Raw genomic sequence first — 15,707 nt, 5'->3', positions numbered from 1 at the left:
GTTTCAGGATTTGAGGTAGCCGTTGGCGGCGAGAAAGCTTTCGGTAATGTTGCTGCCGGTAGTTGGCTCAGCGGCCTTGTCGCCCAGCAGCAGACGCTCCAGGTAACGGGCCAGCAAGTCCACTTCCAGGTTCACCCGGCGGCCTGGCTGGTAAGACGCCATGATGGTTTCGCTCAGGGTGTGCGGAATGATCGTCAGCAGGAACTCGGCGCCATCGACCGCGTTCACGGTCAGGCTGGTGCCGTCGACGGTGATCGAGCCTTTATGGGCGATGTACTTGGCCAGGTCCTTCGGCGCGCGGATGCGGAACTCCACGGCACGGGCGTTCTCGGTACGGGCAACGACTTCGCCCACTCCGTCGACGTGGCCACTGACCAGGTGCCCGCCCAGGCGTGTAGTCGGGGTAAGGGCTTTCTCAAGATTGACCGGGCTGCCGCTCTTGAGGTCATTCATGGCGGTGCAGTCGAGGGTTTCACGACTGACGTCAGCCGCAAAACCATTGCCCGGCAGTTCAACGGCGGTCAGGCACACGCCGTTGACCGCGATGCTGTCGCCCAGTTTGACGTCGCTCAGGTCGAGCTTGCCGGTTTCGACGTGGACCCGTACATCTCCGCCTTTAGGGGTCAATGCGCGAATACTGCCGATGGATTCGATGATGCCGGTGAACATGGGGTTCTCCTCGAGAACAGAGCCAGCGCTGTAGCGATGGCCGGAAATTATACGCTCGCTGCCGGTGAAGGAATGGCGGTGACTCGCCAGTCATCGCCCACCGCGCGAATTTCGGTGATTTTGAGCTCGGGTGCATCCTTCATCTGCGCGAGCGGCCAGTCCAGCAGCGGCCGCGCCGAAGAGCCAAAAAACTTGCCGGCAATGAAAATCTGGAACTCATCCACCAAACCGAGTTGAGCGAAAGCACCGGCCAGCCGTGGACCGGCCTCCACCAGCACCTCGTTGACGCCACGGTGGGCGAGTTCGACCAGTAGCTGACGCAGATCGACCTGACCGTCGTAGCCAGGCACGATCAAGCATTCCGGGCCATTGGCGTATTGCTCTTCCACCGCTACACAGGTGGCGACCAGCACCGGGCCGGCCTTGAAGAACGGGGCATCCAACGGTACGCGCAGACGCCCGTCGACCAGTACGCGTAGCGGCGGACGGCTCATGACCAAAGCGGTTTGATCGGCATCCAGGCCCAGCTCATCGGCGCGCACGGTCAAGCGGGCGTTGTCTGCCAGCACGGTGTCGGCACCGGTCAGCACCACACTGGCCTGGGCACGCAGGCGTTGTACCGCCGAACGTGCCGCGGGGCCGGTGATCCATTGGCTTTCGCCGCTTTCCATCGCCGTGCGACCGTCCAGGCTCATGGCCAACTTGACCCGCACGAACGGCAAGCCATGTTCCATGCGCTTGAGGAAGCCCTGATTGAGCTTTCGCGCTTCACCCTCCAGCACACCGCTTTCAGTGGCGATGCCGGCCTGGGCCAGGCGTTGCAGGCCACGTCCGGCCACTTCCGGGTTCGGGTCCTGCATCGCCGCCACGACCCGCGCCACACCGGCGTTCACCAACGCATCGGCGCACGGAGGCGTGCGACCGTGGTGACTGCAGGGTTCGAGGGTCACGTAGGCGGTAGCACCACGGGCCAGCTCACCGGCAGCGTGCAAGGCGTGGACTTCGGCATGGGGCTCACCGGCGCGCTCGTGCCAGCCTTCGCCGACGATCTGCCCGTCGCGCACGATCACGCAGCCGACCCGCGGGTTGGGGTGCGTGGTGTAATGACCTTTGCGTGCCAACTCCAGCGCGCGGGCCATGTAGTGGGCGTCGAGGATGGCAAGCTCAGCGGACGTGGTCATTCTTTCACCGGTTCCCGGGCCAGGCGATCGATCTCTTCGCGGAACTCATTGAGGTCCTGGAAGCGGCGATACACCGAAGCGAAGCGGATGTAGGCGACTTCGTCGAGCTTTTGCAGCTCGGCCATCACCAGTTCACCGACCACGAGGGACTTGACCTCACGCTCGCCGGTGGCGCGCAGTTTGTGTTTGATGTGCACCAGCGACGATTCGAGGCGCTCGACACTCACCGGGCGCTTTTCCAGCGCACGCTGCATGCCGGCGCGGAGTTTTTCTTCGTCGAACGGCTGGCGACTGCCGTCGGTTTTGATCAGGCGCGGCAACACCAGTTCAGCGGTTTCGAACGTCGTGAAACGTTCGCCGCAGGCCAGGCATTCGCGCCGGCGGCGTACCTGTTCGCCCTCGGCGACCAGACGCGAGTCGATGACCTTGGTGTCGTTGGCACCGCAGAAGGGACAGTGCATGGTGGCAGGCAACAAAAAAAGGGAGGGCCATGGTAGCGCATCCGGGTGGCAAGACAAGCCATAGGGTTTGCGGTATACAGACGGGATGATCACTGGATCCATGGATTTCACCCTTCCGGAGCTGCCAATGCCGTTACGACCGCTCGTTTTGCTCAGCCTTTTAAGCCTGTTGGTGGCTTGCAGCAGCGATGCCCCCCAGCCGCCAACGCCTGGCCCTGCGCCACAACAAGCGCAGAAAAAAGCCCGAGAGTCGGCCAACCTCGGTCCTTTGCCGGCCCATCAACGTGAATTGAGCGGCACCCTGCAAGGCGTCCCGGATGGCGCCGAAGTCGAGCTGGCCCTGCTGGTGATCGACGACAAGGACCGTCCGCAACAATTGCTCGCCAGTTCCAACCTGATCGGCACCAACCAGGCATTGCCGTTTCATCTGCGCTTCAATCCAGAATCGTTCCCGGCCGGCGCCCGTGTTGAACTGCGCGGCCGCGCCAGCCAGTCCGGCCAACTGATCCTGCACCTGCCGTCACAGCGCATCTATCAGCCGACCACCCAGGCGCTGGGCCAGCTGCAATTCGTCAAAGCGCCATGAAGACGCCGCTGGACCTGCAACAGGCGTTGGGTGAACTGCTCGGCGATGCGCGACTGGTCGCCTGTGGGCTGCCGGAGACTGATCTGCAGCTGTGGCTGATCGATGGCGACAACATGGACCGCGCCTTCAGCCCGGAAGAGACCCGGCGCATTCTGCATGAGCCGCCGTACTGGAGTTTCTGCTGGGCCAGCGGTCTGGCCGTGGCTCGCTATCTGGCGCAGAACCGGCATTGGGTCGAAGGCAAAAGGGTGCTGGACTTCGGTGCCGGCTCCGGGGTCGCGGGGATTGCCGCGGTCAAGGCCGGGGCGCTGGAAGTGGTGGCCTGCGACCTTGACCCGCTGGCGATTGCCGCCTGTCGGGCGAATGCCGAACTCAATAACGTAGCGCTCACTTACTCGACGGATTTTTTCGCCGAAGACGACCGTTTTGACCTGATCCTGGTGGCGGATGTGCTGTACGACCGGGCGAATTTGCCGCTGCTCGATGAGTTCCTCAGTCGTGGCCGGGAAGCGCTGGTGGCGGACTCGCGGGTACGGGATTTCCGGCATCCGTTGTACCGGCGCATTGAAATGCTCGAAGCCATGACCTTGCCGGATCTGTGTGAGCCCGAAGAGTTTCGGCATGTGAGCCTCTACCACGCAAACCGTTAAAAGATCGCAGCCTTCGGCAGCTCCTACATTGGCCGTGTGTAAACCCGATCCTGCAGGAGCTGCCGAAGGCTGCGATCTTTTGCGCCAGCCCTTATAGTGAGCACATTCACGCTTCCAAGAGATCCCCCATGAGTCAGCAAACGCCGTACATCTTCGACGCCACGACTGCCGATTTCGACCAGTCGGTGATCGAGAACTCCTTTCACAAACCGGTGCTGGTGGATTTCTGGGCCGAATGGTGTGCGCCCTGCAAGGTGCTGATGCCGATGCTGCAGACCATTGCCGAGAGCTATCAGGGCGAACTGCTGCTGGCCAAGGTCAACTGCGACCTCGAACAGGACATCGTCGCCCGCTTCGGTATTCGCAGCCTGCCGACCGTGGTGCTGTTCAAGGATGGCCAGCCGGTCGATGGTTTTGCCGGTGCGCAGCCGGAGTCGGCCGTGCGGGCGCTGCTCGAGCCCCATGTCCAAATGCCGCCACCGGCGGCCGCCGATCCGTTCGAACAGGCCCAGGCCTTGTTCGATGACAGCCGCTTCGCCGATGCGGAAGCCCTGCTCAAAGTGCTGCTGGGCGAAGACAACACCAATGCCAAGGCGCTGATTCTTTACGCCCGCTGCCTCACCGAGCGCGGTGAGCTGGGCGAGGCGCAAGCCGTACTCGACGCGGTCAAGAGCGATGAACACAAGGCCGCCCTGGCCGGCGCCAAGGCGCAGATCAAGTTCCTCGGCCAGGCCAAGGATTTGCCGGATGCCGCCGACCTGAAAGCGCGCCTGGCAAAAAACCCACAGGACGATGAAGCGGTCTACCAACTGGCCGTGCAACAACTTGCGCGCCAGCAGTACGACGCGGCGCTGGATGGCCTGCTCAAGTTGTTCATCCGCAACCGCAGCTACAGCGAAGGTTTGCCGCACAAGACCTTGCTGCAGGTGTTCGAACTGCTGGGGAACGATCATCCGTTGGTGACGACCTACCGCCGCAAGCTCTTTGCTGCGTTGTATTAACAGCCCCGTCCTGTAGGAGCGAGCATGCTCGCTCCTACAGCCAGCGATAAATCGGCGTATCGCCGCCGCTCTCGACTTTTACATCCGCACTATGACGCAAGCGCACCAACAGGCGCTTGCCCGCCGCCGCACTGCCGGCCAGCCCTTCCAGCTGATCGAGCAAGTCCGGCCCGCTCAATTGCCCGGCCTTGCGCAGCAAATCCCTGGCAACCTGCCACAGCGCGTCGTCCTGATTCAGCGGTTTCGCCGCTGGGGCACTGACTTCGGTTTTTTCCACCTGCAGTTGCGCACCCAGCCGCGCCCAATCGGCGTCATCCATCTCCAGCGTCAAATCCACCGGCCAGTCGCCGATGCTTCCGCGAATTCGCAACATGAGTCAGCTCCCGAACATTTCTTCATGTCCATGCTCCCATGGGGCTTGTGCAACGCCAAGCTGACAGTCACAATTCGCGCACTAACGTTATAAGATTACATAACATTTTTTTCATCTTGTCTTTCGGAGACTCGCCATGCGCCGCTTGCTTCTCGCCCTGCCGTTTGCCTTGTTGCCGCTGGCTGTCGCCCATGCCGCCGACGAACATGATCACGACCATGAGCACGGCAGCCTCGGCGCCCACGAGCACGGCGTCGGGCGCCTGAACGCGGCGCTGGACGGCCAGACCCTGGAGCTGGAGCTGGAAAGTCCGGCGATGAACCTGGTGGGGTTCGAGCATGCCGCCACCACCGACGCTGACAAGGCCAAGGTCGCCGCAGTCCGCAGTCAGCTTGAAAAACCCTTGGCGTTGTTCAACCTGCCGACAGCAGCCGGTTGTGGGGTGGCTTCTCAGAAATTGCAAAGCCCCCTCTTTGGTGACAAGCCGGACGCCGACGACGATCACGACAAAGATGCCAAGGATGAGCATCACCACGATCACAGCGAAATCCACGCCCACTACCAGTTCACCTGCACGACACCCGCTGCGCTGAAAACCCTGGACCTGGCGAATATCTTCAACACATTCCCGGCGACCCAGAAAATTCAGGTACAACTGATCGGCCCGAGCGGGCAGCAAGGGGTTGAAGTGACGGCGAAGGCTGCCGCCCTCAAATTCTGAATTCACTTCAAAACCAATGTGGGAGCGGGCTTGCTCGCGAAGGCAGTGTGTCATGCAACATAGATGTCGACTGACACTCCCCCTTCGCGAGCAAGCCCGCTCCCACAGGTTAATCAACATTCATAAAATCGGCGCCATGACCCAAGCACTCATCGAACTGTCCGACCTGGGCTTCAGCTGGCCCGGTCATCCGCCATTGCTGGATATCCCGGCGTTTCGCCTGGAACCGGGGGAAACCCTGTTCCTCAAGGGCCCCAGCGGCAGCGGCAAGACCACCCTGCTCGGCCTGCTCGGCGGTGTGCAAAAGCCCGATCGCGGCAGCATTCGCCTGCTCGGCCAGGAGCTGACGGCACTCTCTGCCGGGGCCCGCGATCACTTTCGCGTCGATCACACCGGCTACATTTTCCAGCAGTTCAACTTGCTGCCATTTCTGTCAGTGCGCGAGAACGTCGAACTGCCCTGCCACTTCTCGAAACTGCGCGCCGAGCGGGCAAAACAGCGCCACGGCAGCATCGATCAGGCCGCCGCCACCCTGCTCGCCCATTTGGGTTTGAAGGACGACAACATCCTCGCTCGCCGCGCCGACTCCCTGTCCATCGGCCAGCAACAACGAGTGGCCGCCGCGCGCGCGCTGATCGGTCAACCGGAACTGGTGATCGCCGATGAGCCGACCTCGGCCCTCGACTACGACGCCCGGGAGAACTTCATTCGCCTGCTGTTCGCCGAATGCCGCGAAGCCGGGTCGAGCCTGTTGTTCGTCAGCCATGACCAGAGCCTGGCGCCGCTGTTCGACCGCCACCTGTCGCTGGCCGAACTCAATCGCGCCGCCACGTCTTTCGAGGTTTGAGATGTATCTGTTTCGTCTAGCCATGGCCAGCCTGGCAAATCGCCGTTTCACCGCGATTCTCACCGCGTTCGCCATTGCCCTGTCCGTGTGCCTGCTGCTGGCTGTGGAACGGGTGCGCACCGAGGCCAAGGCCAGTTTCGCCAGCACCATCAGCGGCACTGACCTGATCGTCGGCGCACGTTCCGGCTCGGTCAATCTGCTGCTGTACTCGGTGTTCCGCATCGGCAACGCCACCAACAACATCCGCTGGGACAGCTTCGAACACTTCGCCAACAACCCGAAAGTGAAGTGGGCCATCCCGATGTCACTCGGCGACTCCCATCGCGGTTATCGGGTGATGGGCACCACCGAGGCGTACTTCGAACACTACCAGTATGGCCGCCAGCAACACCTGGAACTGGCCGATGGCCGTGCCTTCGCCACCGATCCGTTCGAAGTGGTGCTCGGCGCCGAAGTGGCCGACGCATTGCACTACAAACTCGGCGACAAGCTGGTGCTGGCCCACGGTGTGGCCGTGATCAGCCTGGTCAAGCATGACGACAAGCCATTCACCGTAGTCGGCATTCTCAAGCGTACTGGCACCCCGGTGGACCGCACACTGCACATCAGCCTCGGCGGGATGGAGGCCATTCACGTTGATTGGCATAACGGCGTGCCGGCCCGTGGCAACGGGCGGATCAGCGCCGATCAGGCGCGCAACATGGACTTGACGCCCCAAGCGATCACCGCATTCATGCTCGGTCTCAACAGCAAGATTTCAACCTTTGCCTTGCAGCGCGAAATCAACGAATTCCGCGGCGAGCCGATGCTGGCGATCTTGCCGGGCGTTGCGTTGCAAGAGTTGTGGAGCTTGATGAGCACCGCGGAAAAAGCCTTGTTCGTGGTGTCGCTGTTCGTGGTGTTGACCGGGTTGATCGGCATGCTCACGGCGATTCTTACCAGCCTCAACGAACGCCGCCGGGAGATGGCGATCCTGCGTTCGGTAGGTGCGCGACCTTGGCATGTCGCGACGCTGCTGGTACTGGAGGCTTTTGCCCTGGCGCTGGCCGGTGTGGTTGCAGGCGTGGCGCTGCTTTACATCGGCATCGCTGCGGCACAGGGTTACGTGCAAGCCAATTACGGCCTGTTTCTGCCACTGGCGTGGCCAAGTGAATATGAATGGACGCTACTCGGTGGCATCCTGATCGCTGCGTTGCTGATGGGCAGCGTGCCTGCCTGGCGCGCCTATCGCCAATCCCTGGCCGATGGCCTGTCGATCCGTTTATGAGGAAGTCGAAATGCCCCGCGCTGTCTTTGCGCTGTTGATGCTGGTCGCCCTGCCATTGTGGGCGGCTGCGCCGAAAGAGCTGACCTGGTCGGAAATGATCCCTCCGGATGCGGCCGCGGAAGTGCCGAACATGACGCCGCTGCATGACCTGTCGAAGATGAGCGATGCACTGGCTGCCGAATCGGCACCGGCCGCGAAGCAGGACATGCCCAACGCGCCGGTGGTCAAGGCCCTCGACGGGCAGAACATTCGCTTGCCGGGCTACATCGTGCCTCTGGAAGTGAGTGAAGAAGGTCGCACCACGGAGTTTCTGCTGGTGCCGTATTTCGGCGCCTGCATTCACGTACCGCCACCGCCGTCGAACCAGATCGTGCATGTCAAAAGCGAAGTGGGCGTGAAGCTCGACGAGCTGTATCAGCCGTACTGGATCGAGGGTGCGTTGCAGGTAAAAGCGTCCACCAGCGAGTTGGCGGATGCCGGTTACCAGATGGAGGCGGACAAGATTTACCTGTATGAATTGCCGTAGGAGCGAGGCTTGCCCGCGAAGAGCCCCTCATAGGTTCCGCAAAAAAAATCTCATCCCACTTTCATTGAGCTGCATCAAAAGACCAAATCGTTAGCCGACTTACCATTGGACATCGAACATTTTTAACGTCCTCTGGAGCCCCCATGAACAAGTCCTTGCTCGGCGCCTCGCTGTTTGCCCTCGCGCTCGCGGCCCCGCTCGCCCACGCTCACGAAAAAGGCGATATCCTCCTGCGTGCAGGCGCGATCACCGTCGACCCGAATACCGACAGTTCCAGCGTCAAGGTCGATCAGGGCCCATTGAGCGGTGCCGACCTGGGCGGCGAGGCGACGCTGAGCAGCGACACACAACTGGGCCTTAACTTCGCCTATATGATCACCGATCACGTTGGCATCGAATTGCTGGCGGCCACGCCGTTCGAGCATGACGTAAAACTCAAGGGCACTGCCCTGAGCGCAGCCAACGGCAAACTCGGCAGTTTTAATCAACTGCCGCCGACCTTGAGCCTGGTGTACTACCCGCTCGACCCCAAGTCCGCGTTCCAGCCCTATGTCGGTGCAGGCGTCAACTACACCTGGATGTATGACGAACACTTGAGCAGCGAAGCGCGCGCCAATGGTTTCAGCAACTTCAAGACCGAAAACTCCTGGGGCGTGGCCTGGCAGGTAGGTGCCGATTACATGCTGACTGACAACATCCTGTTCAACGCGCAGATGCGCTACATCGACATCGACACGCGTGCGACCGTGGAAAACAACGCCATCGCGCCGGGCACCCGGGCACGGGTGAACGTGGATGCGGATCCGTTCATCTACATGGTCGGCCTGGGTTACAAGTTCTAAGCATTCACGTGGTGGTGATGATCGTTCCCCCGCTCAGCGTGGGATGCAGCCAGGGACGCTCCGCGTCCCGAGAGCAGACGCAGAGCGTCCATTGAGGCATTCCCACGCAGAGCGTGGCCGATCTGCAAGCAACAAAAAAGGCGCCTCGACCGGCGCCTTTTTCTATTGTCCCAGCAACCGCGCCAACCCGACACTCAACGGCGTCGGCTCGGGCGCTCTGAAGCGCTCCAGCAAACGCTGGTTGTTGGCGCGTGAATGACGAATATCGCCGGAGCGTGCCGGGCCGTAGCTCACCGGGGGCAGCTTGCCAACGACCACCTCGAGGGCTGCAAGCATTTGCTTGAGACTGGTCGCCTGGTTCCAGCCGACGTTTACCGCGCCGTCTTCCACCTGGGGTTTCTCGATAGCCTGCACCAGCAAATCGACCAGATCTTCGACATAGAGAAAATCCCGCGTTTGCTCACCGTCGCCAAACACGGTGATCGGCAGGCCTTTCTGCGCGCGCTCGCTAAAAATGCTGATCACCCCGGAGTACGGCGAGGAAGGATCCTGGCGCGGGCCGAAGATGTTGAAGAAGCGAAAAATCACCGGTTCCAGCCCATGCTCGCGCCGGTAGAAATCAAAGTATTGCTCGCTCGCCAGCTTGTCCGACGCATAGGGTGTCAACGGTGCCTTGGGCGTGTCTTCACCGATCGACTCGCCTTCGCCATTGTTGCCATACACCGCGGCACTGGAGGCAAACAGCACGCGCTTGACGCCGGCCTGGCGCATGGCTTCGCAGACATTCAGCGAGCCGATGAAGTTGCTCTGGTGGGTCTTCACCGGATCGTCCACCGACGCCTGTACCGATGCCACTGCCGCCAGGTGCGCCACGGCACCGCAACCGGCCACCGCACGGGCGACCAAGGCGGCATCGGCCACGTCGCCGACAATCAGCTCGACCTTGGGATTATCCAGCGGCAGGTTGCTGCGTTTACCGGAAGACAGATCATCGAGAATCCGAACCGAATAGCCCTTGGCGAGCAAGGCATCGGTGAGGTGGGAGCCGATGAAACCGGCGCCCCCGGTAATCAAAACGGGGCGATCAGCCATGACGATAGAACCTGTCCAAAAGACCCGGAAGGGCCGCACGCCAGGCGCGTGGCTTGATTCCGAAGGTGTGCAGAATTTTCTTGCAGGCCAGTACCGCGTGCTGCGGTTCTTCGGCGGCGTCCGGTCGCGCGGCGTGAGCCTGGGCGGTCGGCGCTTCGACAGCCAGCGGATGCAGGGCGCGTGCTTCGGTGAGAATCGCCTGCCCCAAGGCTAGTGGCGTGGTCGCCTCATGCCCGGCGTAGTGGTAGGTGCCCCACAGCGGCGCGCCACAGTCCAGTTGCTTGAGCACCGAAATGATCACGCGGGCCGCGTCGTCCACCGGTGTCGGATTGCCACGGCGATCGTCGGCCATCAACAGCTCCTGTGACTGCTCGGCGCGGCTGAGGAAGCGCCCGAGGGTGCCGTCGGGACTGTCATCGAGCAGCCAACCGAAACGCAACAGCACGTGTTGCGGGCAGGTGGCGCGTACGCTTTGTTCGATTCGCCACAATGCCTGGCCACGCAGGCCCAGCGGCTGCGGCTCGTCTTTTTCGCTGTAGGCTGTCGCCCGGGAGCCGTCGAACACGCGATAACTCGAGGGTTGCAGCAAGACGATGTTGTGATGCTGGCACAGTTCGGCCAGGCGCTCGATCGCCCGCTCCTGCCCGGCCAGGCGCTGTTCGCTGACCGTCTCCGCCTGGAACCAGTCAAAGTAGTAGGCGAGGTTGATCAACGCGTCCGGACGGGTGTCGTCGAGCAGTTGCGTCAGGCTCGCGGCATCCCAGCCGTCTTGAGGTGGGCGGGGGGCGAGGAAACCGATGTCTTCCTCCGCACCGAGGCGAATCAGCGCCTGCCCAAGGGCATTTCCGCCGCCCAGTAACATAAGGCGCATTCGCATAGAGTCAGCAGGCCCAGTCTGATTGGAACGATGGCTTAATCGACAGCGCCCGCGGGCAATGTCGTCGATAGTTGCCGGAATCGTTGCATTTTGCGGGTTTAGTGCGCAACCGTCATCCGTAAAGTGTAGATGTCCGAGATTTGTAGTGCAGCTACTGGCCTCTTCGCGAGCAGGCTCGCTCCCACAATGAAATTGTGTACACCGGCCCAATGTGGGAGCGAGCCTGCTCGCGAAGGGGCCGTAAAGCCCAGCAAAGGTCTTGAGCGGTACTTGCATCTTCACTGAGTCACCCGCATAAATCAGACCATGAACCTGCCCATTTCCGCAGACAGTGCCCTGGCCGGCTTCCACCCCGCCGTCAGCGCCTGGTTCAGCAAGACTTTCGCGACGGTCACCGCCGCCCAGGCCCAGGCGTGGCCGCTGATCCGCCAGCGCCGCTCGACCCTGATTGCCGCCCCCACGGGTTCCGGCAAGACCCTCACCGCCTTCCTCGCCGTCATCGACGACCTGGTCCACCGTGGCCTGGAAACCTTCGAAGGCTTGCCTGACGAAACCCTGGTGGTCTACGTTTCGCCGCTCAAGGCGCTGTCCAACGACATCCAGATCAACCTGCAAAACCCGTTGGCCGGCATCAGCGAACAGTTGAGGGTGATGGGCCTGCCCGAGTTGCGCATCAGCACCGCCGTGCGCACCGGCGATACATCGCAAAAAGACCGCTCGGCGATGCGCAAGACCGCGCCGCACATTCTGGTCACCACCCCGGAATCGCTGTACGTGCTGCTCGGCTCCGACTCAGGCCGAAAAATGCTCGGCACCGCACGCACGGTGATCGTCGACGAAATCCACGCCATCGCCGCCAGCAAGCGCGGCAGCCACCTGGCCCTGAGCCTGGAACGCTTGCAGGCGTTGTGCGCCGAACCGCTGGTGCGTATCGGCCTGTCGGCCACGCAAAAACCCATAGAAGCGGTATCGCGCTTCCTGGTCGGCCGCGATCGAGACTGCGAAATCATCGACATCGGCCATGCACGCCCACGAGATCTGGGCATCGAGGTTCCACCCGTGCCGCTGTCGGCGGTGATGGCGAACGATGTCTGGGAACTGGTCTATGACCGTCTGGCCGCCCTGGCCCGCGAGCACCGCACTACGCTGGTGTTCGTCAACACCCGGCGCCTGGCCGAGCGCCTGAGCCGGCACCTGAGCGAACGCCTGGGCAAGGACGCCGTAGCCGCCCACCACGGTAGCCTGGCCAAGGAGTTTCGCCTGGACGCCGAACAGCGGCTCAAGCGCGGCGAGCTGCAAGTGTTGATCGCCACCGCGTCGCTGGAATTGGGCATCGACATTGGCGACGTCGACCTGGTGTGCCAGATCGCCTCGCCGCGTTCGATTGCCGGCTTTTTGCAAAGGGTTGGACGCTCCGGACATCAGGTCGGCGGCACGCCCAAGGGCCGTTTGTTCGCGACCACCCGCGACGACCTGATTGAATGCGTCGCGCTGCTCGACTGCGTGCGCCGGGGCGAGCTCGACACCCTGCTGATCCCCGAGGCACCGCTGGATGTCCTGGCGCAACAGATCATCGCCGAAGTCAGTTGCCAGGAATGGCCAGAGGACGCCTTGCTGGCGTTGTTCCGGCAGGCCTCGCCCTATGCCGCGCTCGACGAAAAACATTATCAGGCGCTGCTGCGGATGCTTGCCGAGGGTTACAACGGGCGACAGGGTATTCGCAGCGCCTATCTGCACCGCGACGCCGTGAACCGTACCCTGCGTGGTCGTCGCGGCGCCAAGCTGACGGCCGTGACCAGCGGCGGGACGATTCCGGACAACGCCGACTACGCCGTATTGCTGGAGCCGCAAGCGCTGAATATCGGCAGCGTCAACGAAGATTTCGCCGTGGAGAGCATCGCTGGCGATGTGTTCCAGTTGGGCAATACCTCGTACCGGATCCTGCGGGTCGAAACCGGCAAGGTCCGGGTCGAAGACGCTCAGGGCCAGCCGCCGACGATTCCGTTCTGGCTTGGCGAAGCCCCGGGGCGCAGTGCTGAACTGTCGTTTGCCGTAGCGCGCCTGCAGGCCCGACTCGATGAGCTCTTGGGCGCCACGCCAGGCAATTTGCAGCCAAGCCTCGATTGGTTGACCGACAACCTCGGCCTGAACCTGGCCAGCGCCGAACAACTGGTCGAATACCTCGCCCGTGCGCGCCAGTCCCTCGGCGCCCTGCCCTCTCAAGACACGCTGCTGATGGAGCGGTTTTTCGATGAGTCGGGCGGTACGCAACTGATCATCCACAGCCCGTTCGGCAGCCGCATCAATCGCGCGTGGGGCTTGGCCCTACGCAAGCGTTTTTGCCGCACCTTCAATTTCGAATTGCAGGCGGCCGCCAGCGAGGACGCCATCGTCTTGTCGTTGTCCACCAGCCACAGCTTTGAACTCGATGAGGTCTGGCGCTATTTGCACAGCAATAGCGCGCAACACATTCTTATCCAGGCCGTGCTCGACGCGCCGTTGTTCGGTGTGCGCTGGCGCTGGAATGCCGGTGTGGCACTGGCGTTGCCGCGCTATACCGGCGGGCGCAAGGTCGCGCCGCAGATCCAGCGCATGAAAAGTGAAGACCTGATCGCCAATGTGTTTCCCGATCAGATTGCCTGCGTGGAAAACCTGGTCGGCGAACGGGAAGTCCCCGACCATCCGCTGGTGGAACAAACCCTCGATGATTGCCTGCACGACGCCATGGACAGTGAAGGCTGGCTGGCGCTGTTGCGGCGCATGGAGCGCGGTGAGGTCCGCCTGATCAGCCGAGACCTGCCGGCGCCCTCGCCGCTGGCGGCGGAAATACTCAGCGCCCGGCCATACACCTTTCTTGACGACGCGCCACTGGAAGAGCGCCGCACACAAGCCGTTATCAATCGACGCTGGAGCGAGCCAGAATCCACCGATGACCTCGGTGCATTGGACCTCGAGGCGATTGCCGCCGTGCGCGAAGAAGCCTGGCCGACACCAGGCGGTGTGGATGAAATGCACGAGGCGTTGATGAGCCTGGCGTGCATCACCGAGGCCGAGGCCAGCGCCAACGCCCCGTGGCTCGATTGGCTCAATACCTTGGCCGACAGCGGCCGCGCCTGCCGCATCAGCCATTCACTTTGGCTGGCGCGGGAACGACTGACCTGCCTGCGGGCCATTTATCCACAGGCTGTCTTGATGCCGGCGCTGGAGGCGTTGCCGGGGTTCGATGAACACTGGGAAGTGGACGACGCGGTGCTTGAAGTGATTCGCGCACGGCTCAGCGCGTTTGGTCCATTGCCGCTGCAGGCGATCGCCGAACCGCTCCAATTGCCAGCGACACACGTCACCCGGGCGCTGGCGCTACTCGAACACGAAGGCTATGTGCTGCGCGGCCGGTTCACTCCGGGCAGCACTGAAGATGAGTGGTGCGAGCGACACCTGCTGGCACGGATTCACCGCTATACGGTCAAGCGCCTGCGCCGGGAAATCGAGCCCGTGGCCTTGCAGGATTTCATGCGCTTTCTGTTCGATTGGCAACACCTGTCCAACGCCACCCGAGGCCAGGGCAGCTCGATGTTATCGGCCATCAGTGCTCAGTTCGAAGGCTACCCCGCTGCTGCTTCGGCCTGGGACAGCGACCTGCTGCCCGCGAGGCTCAAGGACTATTCGCCCACCTGGCTCGATGATGCCTGCCGTAGCGGCAAGCTGGTCTGGACCCGGTTGACCGCACGCAACCGCAGCACCGGCACCGCGCTGCGCAGCACGCCGATCGTGTTGTTGCCGCGTCAGCGGGTCGGTCTCTGGAGCGACTTGACCGAGCAGACGCCGGTCAGCGAATTGTCGCCCAAGACACAGAAGGTTCACGCCGCCCTCAGCCAGCACGGCGCGCTGTTTTTCGATGAGCTGATTCACGAAGCCCACCTGTTGCGCACGGAACTGGAAATCGCCCTGCAGGAACTGGTCGGTGCCGGGTTGGTCAACGCCGACAGCTTTGCCGGCCTGCGTGCATTGATCACCCCGGCCAGCAAGCGCCAGCAGCGTAGTGGCCGGCGCGGGCGCGGGGCCTTTGTCGGCGGCATGGACGATGCCGGGCGCTGGGCACTGTTGCGTCGTGGGACTGCCGCGCCAGTGGTGGATAATCCGCGACCGACGCCAACACCCGCAGACACCCTGGAACACATCGCCATGACCTTGTTGCGCCGCTACGGCGTGGTGTTCTGGCGATTGCTGGAACGTGAGGCCGATTGGCTACCGAGCTGGCGGGAATTGCTGCGCACCTTCCATCGCTTGGAGGCGCGCGGAGAAATTCGGGGCGGGCGCTTTGTCAGTGGCTTGGCGGGCGAACAGTTCGCACTGCCGCAGGCTATTCCACTGCTGCGCGAAGTACGGCGACGGCCCCACGACGGCAGTTTGATCGCAGTCTGCGGGGTCGATCCGCTGAACCTCGCCGGCACCCTGCTGCCCGGTGCGAAAGTACCGGCGCTGGCGAGTAATCGACTGGTGTATCGCGATGGTCTGCCGGTGGCTGCGCAGATAGCTGGCAAGCAGCATGTGTGGCTGGAGCTGGATCAGCCGGGCATGGCTGAAGTGCAGAGCAAGCTGATCCGGCATTGATGT

General features: G+C 62.5%; 15 protein-coding genes. 9 read left to right on the top strand and 6 right to left on the bottom strand.

The genetic code is table 11. The features are described 5' to 3' along the window. Positions 1 to 3: 3 nt before the first annotated feature. Genes QLG10_RS16005 through nrdR form a run of 3 tightly spaced genes read right to left on the bottom strand, consistent with a single transcriptional unit; the run spans position 4 to position 2,311 of the window. Positions 4 to 669 (bottom strand): riboflavin synthase, encoded by a 666-nt coding sequence (locus tag QLG10_RS16005; protein ID WP_020796277.1) that lies wholly within the window; start codon positions 667 to 669, stop codon positions 4 to 6. 47 nt (positions 670 to 716) lie between these two features. Continuing rightward, positions 717 to 1,850: a bifunctional diaminohydroxyphosphoribosylaminopyrimidine deaminase/5-amino-6-(5-phosphoribosylamino)uracil reductase RibD gene (gene ribD, locus QLG10_RS16000; protein ID WP_282487662.1), complete on the bottom strand. Its 1,134-nt coding sequence runs from the start codon at positions 1,848 to 1,850 to the stop codon at positions 717 to 719. Then, positions 1,847 to 2,311 (bottom strand): transcriptional regulator NrdR, encoded by a 465-nt coding sequence (gene nrdR, locus QLG10_RS15995; RefSeq protein WP_003228656.1) that lies wholly within the window; start codon positions 2,309 to 2,311, stop codon positions 1,847 to 1,849. Before nrdR ends, ribD begins: the two co-directional genes overlap by 4 nt. Before the next feature lie 127 nt (positions 2,312 to 2,438). On the opposite strand from nrdR, the gene QLG10_RS15990 reads away from it, so the two are divergent. The 3 genes from QLG10_RS15990 to trxA all read left to right on the top strand — a co-directional run bounded on the left by QLG10_RS15990 (position 2,439) and on the right by trxA (position 4,548). Further along, positions 2,439 to 2,897, top strand: a complete 459-nt coding sequence (locus tag QLG10_RS15990) for a YbaY family lipoprotein (protein WP_110755076.1) — start codon at positions 2,439 to 2,441, stop codon at positions 2,895 to 2,897. Further along, a complete protein-coding gene (locus QLG10_RS15985) occupies positions 2,894 to 3,547 on the top strand; it encodes a 50S ribosomal protein L11 methyltransferase (protein ID WP_282487661.1) in 654 nt (217 codons plus the stop codon). Before QLG10_RS15990 ends, QLG10_RS15985 begins: the two co-directional genes overlap by 4 nt. 128 nt (positions 3,548 to 3,675) lie before the next feature. Further along, entirely contained in the window at positions 3,676 to 4,548 is an 873-nt protein-coding gene (gene trxA / locus QLG10_RS15980; protein ID WP_008065763.1) for a thioredoxin, read from the top strand. A 34-nt stretch (positions 4,549 to 4,582) separates the two neighbouring features. Here trxA and QLG10_RS15975 read toward each other — a convergent pair whose 3' ends face one another. Further along, on the bottom strand, positions 4,583 to 4,921 hold the full coding sequence (locus QLG10_RS15975) for a hypothetical protein (protein WP_110755052.1): 339 nt from the start codon (positions 4,919 to 4,921) through the stop codon (positions 4,583 to 4,585). A 136-nt stretch (positions 4,922 to 5,057) separates the two neighbouring features. Between QLG10_RS15975 and QLG10_RS15970 the strand changes: the two genes are divergently transcribed. The 5 genes from QLG10_RS15970 (at position 5,058) to QLG10_RS15950 (ending at position 9,124) form a co-directional block, all read left to right on the top strand. Beyond that, a complete protein-coding gene (locus QLG10_RS15970; protein WP_188265186.1) occupies positions 5,058 to 5,642 on the top strand; it encodes a DUF2796 domain-containing protein in 585 nt (194 codons plus the stop codon). A gap of 136 nt (positions 5,643 to 5,778) precedes the next feature. Further along, positions 5,779 to 6,489, top strand: coding sequence for an ABC transporter ATP-binding protein (locus QLG10_RS15965; protein ID WP_033043467.1), 711 nt, complete (start codon positions 5,779 to 5,781; stop codon positions 6,487 to 6,489). A gap of 1 nt (position 6,490) precedes the next feature. Then, positions 6,491 to 7,756, top strand: a complete 1,266-nt coding sequence (locus QLG10_RS15960; protein WP_110755050.1) for an ABC transporter permease — start codon at positions 6,491 to 6,493, stop codon at positions 7,754 to 7,756. Between the two features lie 10 nt (positions 7,757 to 7,766). Continuing rightward, positions 7,767 to 8,282 carry a DUF3299 domain-containing protein gene (locus QLG10_RS15955; RefSeq protein ID WP_020796268.1) on the top strand — a complete coding sequence of 172 codons (516 nt, stop codon included), beginning with the start codon at positions 7,767 to 7,769 and terminating at the stop codon, positions 8,280 to 8,282. Positions 8,283 to 8,425: 143 nt separating this feature from the next. Then, the gene (locus QLG10_RS15950; RefSeq protein WP_110755049.1) at positions 8,426 to 9,124 is read left to right on the top strand and encodes an OmpW family outer membrane protein; all 699 of its coding nucleotides are present in this window, start codon (positions 8,426 to 8,428) and stop codon (positions 9,122 to 9,124) included. A 162-nt stretch (positions 9,125 to 9,286) separates the two neighbouring features. Here QLG10_RS15950 and QLG10_RS15945 read toward each other — a convergent pair whose 3' ends face one another. Both QLG10_RS15945 and QLG10_RS15940 read right to left on the bottom strand, forming a co-directional pair. After that, the gene (locus QLG10_RS15945) at positions 9,287 to 10,216 is read right to left on the bottom strand and encodes an NAD-dependent epimerase/dehydratase family protein (RefSeq protein WP_248676927.1); all 930 of its coding nucleotides are present in this window, start codon (positions 10,214 to 10,216) and stop codon (positions 9,287 to 9,289) included. Beyond that, positions 10,209 to 11,093, bottom strand: a complete 885-nt coding sequence (locus tag QLG10_RS15940; protein WP_110755047.1) for a sugar nucleotide-binding protein — start codon at positions 11,091 to 11,093, stop codon at positions 10,209 to 10,211. Before QLG10_RS15940 ends, QLG10_RS15945 begins: the two co-directional genes overlap by 8 nt. A 306-nt stretch (positions 11,094 to 11,399) precedes the next feature. Between QLG10_RS15940 and QLG10_RS15935 the strand changes: the two genes are divergently transcribed. Further along, the gene (locus QLG10_RS15935; RefSeq protein ID WP_282487659.1) at positions 11,400 to 15,704 is read left to right on the top strand and encodes a DEAD/DEAH box helicase; all 4,305 of its coding nucleotides are present in this window, start codon (positions 11,400 to 11,402) and stop codon (positions 15,702 to 15,704) included. Positions 15,705 to 15,707: the final 3 nt, after the last annotated feature.

The organism is Pseudomonas sp. V98_8 (assembly GCF_029967975.1).
GTDB classification, from domain to species: domain Bacteria; phylum Pseudomonadota; class Gammaproteobacteria; order Pseudomonadales; family Pseudomonadaceae; genus Aquipseudomonas; species Aquipseudomonas umsongensis.
Note: the sequence above shows the minus strand (reverse complement) of the source record. Positions and strands in the feature narration are given on the sequence as shown.